At 44.0% G+C, this 7,258-nt stretch carries 5 protein-coding genes and 2 tRNA genes; 4 read left to right on the forward strand and 3 right to left on the reverse strand.

Features of this window, described 5'->3' with window-relative positions; genetic code table 11:
- Positions 1 to 212: 212 nt before the first annotated feature.
- The 3 genes from V4C51_RS16455 (at position 213) to V4C51_RS16465 (ending at position 1,732) form a co-directional block, all read left to right on the forward strand.
- Positions 213 to 1,097: a DMT family transporter gene (locus tag V4C51_RS16455; RefSeq protein WP_330927268.1), complete on the forward strand. Its 885-nt coding sequence runs from the start codon at positions 213 to 215 to the stop codon at positions 1,095 to 1,097.
- Between the two features lie 438 nt (positions 1,098 to 1,535).
- Positions 1,536 to 1,625, forward strand: a tRNA-Ser gene (locus tag V4C51_RS16460).
- A 30-nt stretch (positions 1,626 to 1,655) separates the two neighbouring features.
- Positions 1,656 to 1,732 (forward strand) — tRNA-Arg (locus V4C51_RS16465).
- A gap of 414 nt (positions 1,733 to 2,146) precedes the next feature.
- Here V4C51_RS16465 and V4C51_RS16470 read toward each other — a convergent pair.
- Positions 2,147 to 3,061, reverse strand: a complete 915-nt coding sequence (locus V4C51_RS16470; RefSeq protein ID WP_330927269.1) for a peptidoglycan-binding domain-containing protein — start codon at positions 3,059 to 3,061, stop codon at positions 2,147 to 2,149.
- Positions 3,062 to 3,631: 570 nt separating this feature from the next.
- Positions 3,632 to 4,702: a mechanosensitive ion channel family protein gene (locus V4C51_RS16475; protein ID WP_330927270.1), complete on the reverse strand. Its 1,071-nt coding sequence runs from the start codon at positions 4,700 to 4,702 to the stop codon at positions 3,632 to 3,634.
- A gap of 722 nt (positions 4,703 to 5,424) precedes the next feature.
- Between V4C51_RS16475 and V4C51_RS16480 the strand changes: the two genes are divergently transcribed.
- On the forward strand, positions 5,425 to 6,522 hold the full coding sequence (locus V4C51_RS16480; RefSeq protein ID WP_330927271.1) for a ketoacyl-ACP synthase III: 1,098 nt from the start codon (positions 5,425 to 5,427) through the stop codon (positions 6,520 to 6,522).
- Between the two features lie 366 nt (positions 6,523 to 6,888).
- Here the strand turns inward: V4C51_RS16480 and V4C51_RS16485 are convergent, their stop codons facing one another.
- Positions 6,889 to 7,122, reverse strand: coding sequence for a YheV family putative zinc ribbon protein (locus tag V4C51_RS16485; protein WP_330927272.1), 234 nt, complete (start codon positions 7,120 to 7,122; stop codon positions 6,889 to 6,891).
- Positions 7,123 to 7,258 lie beyond the last annotated feature (136 nt).

Consider the following 7,258-nt stretch of genomic DNA (forward strand, 5'->3'; position numbering starts at 1 on the left):
CATGAAATTCAGTAGAGCGAGTCAGATTTTTCGATGGATTTGTGCGAATAGTTGACCTATTTAAGCAAATTCATCGGAAAATATGGCCGCTCTTTCTGGGTTTCAGGCCGAAATTGCCTTAAGTCCGACAGGCTCCTATTCTATTGCTAACAGTTATAGCGAACAAACTTCATTTTATGGCTATCGTTCGAATAAAAACACGGCAGTTCGCCATGGCTGGCCTTGTTGTAACCGTTTTTTTCTGGGCTGGAAACAGTATTGCCGGGCGCATGAGTGCCGGAATGATTCCACCTGTTTCCCTCAATTTCTGGCGTTGGACGTTGGCATTTATTCTGCTGCTGCCCTTTACAGGGAAATCATTACTATCCCAATGGCCTGTTATTTACCGCCATAAGTGGCTTTTGTTGACATTGGGTTTATTAAGTATTGCCAGTTTCAATACGCTTCTCTACCAGGCGGCGCAGACAACTCAGGCGCTTAATATCACTCTTATACAAACGTCCCTTCCTCTGATGACGTTTATGCTCAGTTTTATTTTGCTGAAAGAGTCGCCTTCTAAACGACAGGTGGTAGGGTTATTGCTGATTTTAGCGGGGCTGTTGATTATTTTGACCCGTGGTAACCTTCAGCAATGGGAGCTACTTAAAAGCAATACCGGTGACTTCTATATGCTGGTTGCCGTTTTTGCCTGGGGACTTTATACCGTCCTGCTTCGACGATTCTCACCACCTATTGGCGATCTTAATCTGTTAACGATATTGATAGGGGTAGGCATAATATTACTGCTACCTTTTTATTTTTTTGAGTTATTCACTGTTGGAGGGTTTGCTCTAAACATCCACTCAGGCAGCCTGCTTGTTTATGTCACTCTCTTTTCTTCCATTGTGTCTTATCTGTGTTGGAATCATGGTGTCAAGACTTTGGGTTCAAACACATCATCCATGTTCACTTCCTTGATGCCTGTATTCACTGCTTTAATCGGTTCGACCCTGCTTGGGGAGCCACTCCATGGTTACCACTTTGCTGGCGGCATTTTTATATTCTGTGGTTTATGGCTTGCTTTGCTGTTCAAAAAGAGCGCTTTTAGCTCTCCATGATCTTTTGTGAACAGTCCCCTGGCAGCTTTGAAGGTGCTCCTGCTGTTGTGCCGACGGGCAATAACCTCCCTCGCCGACCTTTGTGCGGATGACGGTGAGTCCCGGGGATTATGACAAAACCTGGGAGCCTGTCGGACTTAGGACAATTTCGGCCTGAAATCTAGAAAGCGCGAGAAAGCGCGAGAAAGCGCGGCCAGAATTTCCGATCAATTTGCTTAAATAGGTCAACTATTCGCACAAATTGATCGAAAACTCTGACTCGCTCTACTGAATTTTATGCTCGAAAGCATAAGTCCGACAGGCTCCCAGGGGCTATACTCAATAAGCTCGTTCTACTATAGGTATATGTTTTTTTGCTTTTATATAAAAAATACTATAAAGTTCGGCACCCGTTGGGTTAGAACAATATTCATGTTGTTCAAATGCCTGGCAGACAGCGGTGAGGTGTCCGAGTGGCTGAAGGAGCACGCCTGGAAAGTGTGTATACGTTTGCGCGTATCGAGGGTTCGAATCCCTCCCTCACCGCCAGCTAGTAGATAGAAACTGCAAAAAAGTAACGCGCTCGTAGCTCAGCTGGATAGAGTACCTGGCTACGAACCAGGCGGTCGGAGGTTCGAATCCTCCCGAGCGTGCCATTTTGAAAAATGAACCGTCAGTTTTTTACAGGGGTTTTGTTGCCCTGTTAGGTGTAGCTGCTTGCAAACAAGATCGGCTTTGCCTGCAGACAATCAATTCTAACCACATTGGGTAATGGTAATCAGCTGAGTTTCTTGTAAAGAGCTCGTTCGCTCAGGGCTGAATTTTTTATACAAATAGTGATTAAAAAGTATCTGAGGGTACGGTGATTTATGAGGTGATTAGCACCAGTCGTAATCCCCTTAAAAGAGGTAAAGTCGGGTTGTTCTTTTAAGCGGCTAAGCAGCGCTTTAACGGTAGGCGTATGAAAAATAAGCTAGACAGGAATAACAACCCAATTGTGTAGCGATAAAGACAGAAGTACCAAAGCTGCCATCATATGCTAGAAAGTATTATAAATTTTAGCGTCAAGCTTAGATGTCAACCAGTTTAACGATTTCAACATTTTGAGCTAAGAAATTACGGTCAACCAAGAAAACACCAACGCCATTGCGACTGCCCACAAAATTGGTATTACCACCAATGGTACGCATTTTGCCACTTTGTTGATCCAAAACTTCATAAAGAATTTCAGTATGATGTGCCTCGTTTTTATCGCCAATTAAATAAAGAACAATATCACCTATTTGTGGTACATACTCACCACTTTTTAACGCTTGGTGATCGTATAATAAACCATGTTTGCGTGCATCACGGCGTAAATATTCACAGGCATCGGTGTTAATATAATAATCGGTAAAACACTTATCAAAGCTACTGAATGCTTGATCAAGGATGGTTGAAGCAAAAGCTTGACACCAATAAGCTCGGGTACCATCATAGCCGCCGATCATATAACTGCGTACCCAAGGACCGATATTATCTTCTAAGAGTTCCGCGGCATGGTATTGCAAGTGGCGGCTGGCAAAATATCGCATCCGTTGTCGTAAGTCCATTGTTTGAGGAACATCTAGATCAAAAGCGTTTCGCAGTGGCATTAAAAACTCTGACCAGGTTTTAGCATCAACTTCACCTGTAACGGGTAAGTTTAAAAACTTTTGTGTCGCTTTAACTAAAATTGTTGCTTGCTCATCAAAGACCTCATTGAGCTCAATGGCTTGGGATACATCATTGTCAATAAGCTCCCATAGCATCAGCCATTCTTTTATTTTTTTTACTTCTGGTGATTGATCGCCTTGAACAAAAGTCTGTCCTAAAGGCTTGAGTTCTTCTAGATAATGTTTTTTAACAAGCAGTTCTTTATTAAGCATAGGGGAACCTTGATGAAATAAAAGCATGAAAAAATGGCTGTAATATAAAACCAGTAAATATAAAATCAATGCAAACAACTTACAGTCTATTTGTGTATTTATAATTATGCAAATCTTCAACATACAGAATTTATAAAAAACCAAGCCAATGGTGGTGATGCTAAATGTTTACGTTATTTAGATCATATTCTTTAGATAGATAAAATAATTAATAATGGAGTCGGCGGGAGTCGAACCCATGTCCTAGGAGCCTGTCGGACTTAAAACAATTTCGGCCTAAAATCCAGAAAGCGCAAGAAAGCGAGGCCAGAATTTCCGATTAATTTGCTTAAATAGGTCAGCTATTCGTACAAATTGATCGAAAATTCTGACTCGCCCTACTGAATTTTATGCTCGAAAGCATAAGTCCGACAGGCTCCTGGAATAGAAAAGAAAAATGCTTCTACATGGTTAGCAAGCTCAACTTTCCAGCAAAACAAAGGGAAGAAATCATGACCCGGCTTCAGGCGCAGGGCACCAGCCTGTAGACCTGGAAAATAGGGGATTGATGGTTATTCTCACTTAATTTGAGTACATTCTCAGTTAACTCGAGCAAAAATGTGCCCTCGTTTGCAGGCAAAACCGATCTTATTTGCAAGCAGCTACACCTCAGGTGTCCTTGCTATCGTTAGCAGACGGCCACTGAACATCCAGTGTGCGGGTTGGGAAGGCAATATCGGCACCACAGGCATGAATAATCTCTCCCGCCGTTAATAAAATATCTTCCTGTACCTTGAGCATTTCTTCAAAGTCCTTACAGGCAACAAAACAGTAAATCAGAATATTCAGTGATGATGCACTATACTCCACCAGTCGAACTTCAATGGGTCTTTTTTTATCAATGTCAGGGTGGTTATTAATATACCGACTGATTTTTTCAGTAATCGTTCTGACCAGATCCAAGTCCTGGTATCTTATTCCAATTAGTTGCCTGATTTTGCGGTTGGTAATACGGGAAGGGTTAATCACTGCTGAATTACCAAACAAGGCATTGGGCACATAAGTTGGTTGTCGATCATAATTAAGTACACGTGTTTTACGCCAGCCAATGTCTTGAACCCAGCCCTCTATATCGGTGCCCATGACTTTGATTTTCTCGCCCACACGAAAGGGCCTGTCCATGTAAAGAGCAAGCCCACCAAAAAGGTTCGCCAGCATATCTTTGGCAGCAAGACCCACTGCCAGACCACCAATTCCTCCAAAAGCCAGCAAGCTGGAAATACTAACACCGGCACTTTGCAGCAGCATAAGCCCGGCTACAATACAGATCAGCAATTGAAGGAACTTGTAGATCACACCAGCGGTGTTGGCATCAAAAGCAGAGTGACTAAACGTCATTTCCTCAAGATGTTGGTAACTGTGATTGATAAAACTCAGGAAAAACCAGGCGAGTATTACAATAGTGATTAAGCGTTGTATAAGTGGGATGGCCTCGAACACCGGAAAATTAAAAGCGGATAATGATAATGACCAACCAATAGCCAAAACGAGGATCAGCGTATTCAGTGGCCACTTGACAGATAGTAACAAAGCACTCAAATAGGGTGTTTTTTTGTTATCAATACGCAAGCTGAACTTAGACAAGGCATGACGGGCCAAATAGCCAAGCGCGGCCGCAACCACTATAATGATCAGCGCTTGCGTGCCCCAGAGCGTATAGCTCTGCAAGTTCTTACCCATTGCTATAAACTGCTCATTTATCCACATAAAAAAACCATACTATCATGATGTTGTCTAGGAGCCTGTCCGAGAATAGACTACCCTACCGCGGTTGCGATAAATGGGTCTAAAAATTCCTGCTTCTTCGTCAAATAGCCCCACTATTATCCTCAGAAGCAGAAATTTTTATCCTCAATTTCTCGTAATCCTCGCTACGGGCGCTATTCTCGGTCAGGCTCCTAGGAGCGTGTCGGACTTATGCTTTCGAGCATAAAATTCAGTAGGGCGAGTCAGAATTTTCGATCAATTTGTGCGAATAGTTGATCTATTTAAGTAAATTGATCGGAAATTCTGGCCGCACTTTCTCGCGCTTTCTCGCACTTTCTCGCACTTCCTGGATTTTAGGCTGAAATTGTCTTAAGTCCGACAGGCTCCTAGTGTCTTGGTTGTTGGCCTGTGCCCTGGAAAAAAGCACGACAAGAGGCAATAAAGGCTTCTGGCTGAATAAAAAGTAAAAGCCGGAAAATTTCATGAAACAGCTTGCGGACAGCCTGAATACATTTTGCCTGAGGGTAAGAGTAGTAAAAATACTGATATAAGCGAAGATTTTGGAAATACTTGTCAGTGATTTGTCACAAAGGTTAACTATTAACAATTTGTTACCCAATCGTTGAACCAGTGTGAAGCACGAGGCATAGTACCTATTAACAGGAATAAATTATTGTGAGAGAGAATAATTCATTATGCGCTATGCCGAGATTACGGGTTGGGGAAAGTGTGTTCCCCCTGCTGTATTGACCAATGATGACCTGTCAACGGTGATCGATACATCCGATGCATGGATACGACCGCGAACAGGTATCGGCCAGCGCCATATCAGCCACGTCAGCACTTCTGAGCTTGCTACTGTCGCAGCTAAAAGAGCATTAGCCGCTGCCGGTCTTACAGGCAAAGATCTGGATTTAATTATTCTGGCAACTGCTTCTCCTGATACGCTGATACCCAATGTTGCCAGTACGCTTCAGGCTAATATTGGTGCTCAGTGTGGTGCTTTTGATATGAACGCGGCTTGCTCTGGATTTCTTTATGCGCTCGGCTTGGCTGCCGGGCAAATCCGCAGTGGGCAATCCCGGCAGATATTGGTAGTGGGTGCTGAACGGTTGTCTTTTTTTATTAACTGGACACAACGTGAGTCAGCTGTCCTCTTTGGCGATGGCGCTGGTGCTGTAATACTGGAAGCCGTTGACTCAGATACCCCTACCGGCGTATTAAGTTACCAGACACATAATGACCCGGATGGCAGGGATTTCCTTAAAGTCGATGGTTTTGGCACCAATATGGACAGGGAAAATCCTCACGCCATGGAGTTCTTTTTACAGTTTGAAGGCAAAGAAATCTTTAAACGGGCTATTGCAGGAATGGGGCAGCTCTCCCACCAGGTATTGGAAGACAGTGGGCTCAGTATCGGTGACATTGACCTGGTGATTCCCCATCAAGCCAATATTCGTATTATTAATACACTTGCCAGTAAAATGCGGGTTCCCCTTGAAAAAACCTTCGTTAATATTGAGCGCTACGGCAACACATCGGCAGCGACTATCCCTATTGCGTTGTGTGATGCCCTGGCAGCGGGTTGTATCCATGGAGGAGCAAACTTGCTGACCTGCGCATTTGGCGCGGGTCTGACATCTGCTGCGGCTACGATTAAATGGGGTGATAGAACCCAGCCAAAAGCGGACTCGAATGCGGCTCTCTCTCCCTGTCACCGGACAGCCCTTGAGTTGATTGAAAGTGCTATTGCCAGGGATAAATCGGGAGCTGAGCGCGTGAAAGCAGGGTAAGGCTGGTGGCTGTGAAAATATAATTCCTGAGTCGTTTATTAAAGGCGAGGCCGTGGTGACGTGTTTGTCTTCGCAGAAATGCCAGGAGCCTGACCGAGAATAGCGCCCTTAGCGAGGATTGCGAGAAATTGAGGATAAAAATTTCTGCTTCTGAGGAGAATAGCGGGGCTATTTGGCGAAGAAGCAGGAATTTTTAGACCAATTTATCGCAACCGCAGTAGCGCAGTCTATTCTCGGTCAGGCTCCTAGCCCGGATATTTCATAAACTTCCTTAGAGCCGCAAGGAGCAAGCAAGGCCAGGAGCATGTTTATGAAATATCCGGGCTAGTTTATCGGTGATTTTTGCCCTGCCACTGCTTCAATGCTTTAATGATCAACAATTCGGATAATATCCACAGTATTATCCGGAACACGTTCTTCACGATCAATACGTGCTTCGGGCAGCTCTCCCTCAAGGGTAGATTCAAAATTCATCACATCGGAATAACGACAATCAACACATTCACGGTGCTCTTTGCCACTGTGGGTGTAGGTGCGTACCGTATCCATTGCGCCACAAGATGGGCACACCGCACCGGCAATAAAACGTTTTGGACGCATGTAAAGTCTCCTCCTTAAGAGCCAGGTCGGTGACTATGAGCCTGTCGGACTTATGCTTTCGAGCATAAAATTCAGTAGGGCGAGTCAGAATTTTCGATCAATTTGTGCGAATAGTTGACCTATTTAAGCAAATTGA

It is taken from the genome of Candidatus Sororendozoicomonas aggregata, from assembly GCF_031528575.1.
Lineage (GTDB): Bacteria > Pseudomonadota > Gammaproteobacteria > Pseudomonadales > Endozoicomonadaceae > Endonucleibacter > Endonucleibacter aggregata.

Bases quoted from the DNA above. Each gene is read 5' to 3' on its own strand.
- V4C51_RS16480 (WP_330927271.1), top strand. From the start codon at position 5,425: ATGCGCTATGCCGAGATTACGGGTTGGGGAAAGTGTGTTCCCCCTGCT.
- V4C51_RS16455 (WP_330927268.1), top strand. From the start codon at position 213: ATGGCTGGCCTTGTTGTAACCGTTTTTTTCTGGGCTGGAAACAGTATT.
- V4C51_RS16475 (WP_330927270.1), bottom strand. From the start codon at position 4,702: ATGGGTAAGAACTTGCAGAGCTATACGCTCTGGGGCACGCAAGCGCTG.
- V4C51_RS16485 (WP_330927272.1), bottom strand. From the start codon at position 7,122: ATGCGTCCAAAACGTTTTATTGCCGGTGCGGTGTGCCCATCTTGTGGC.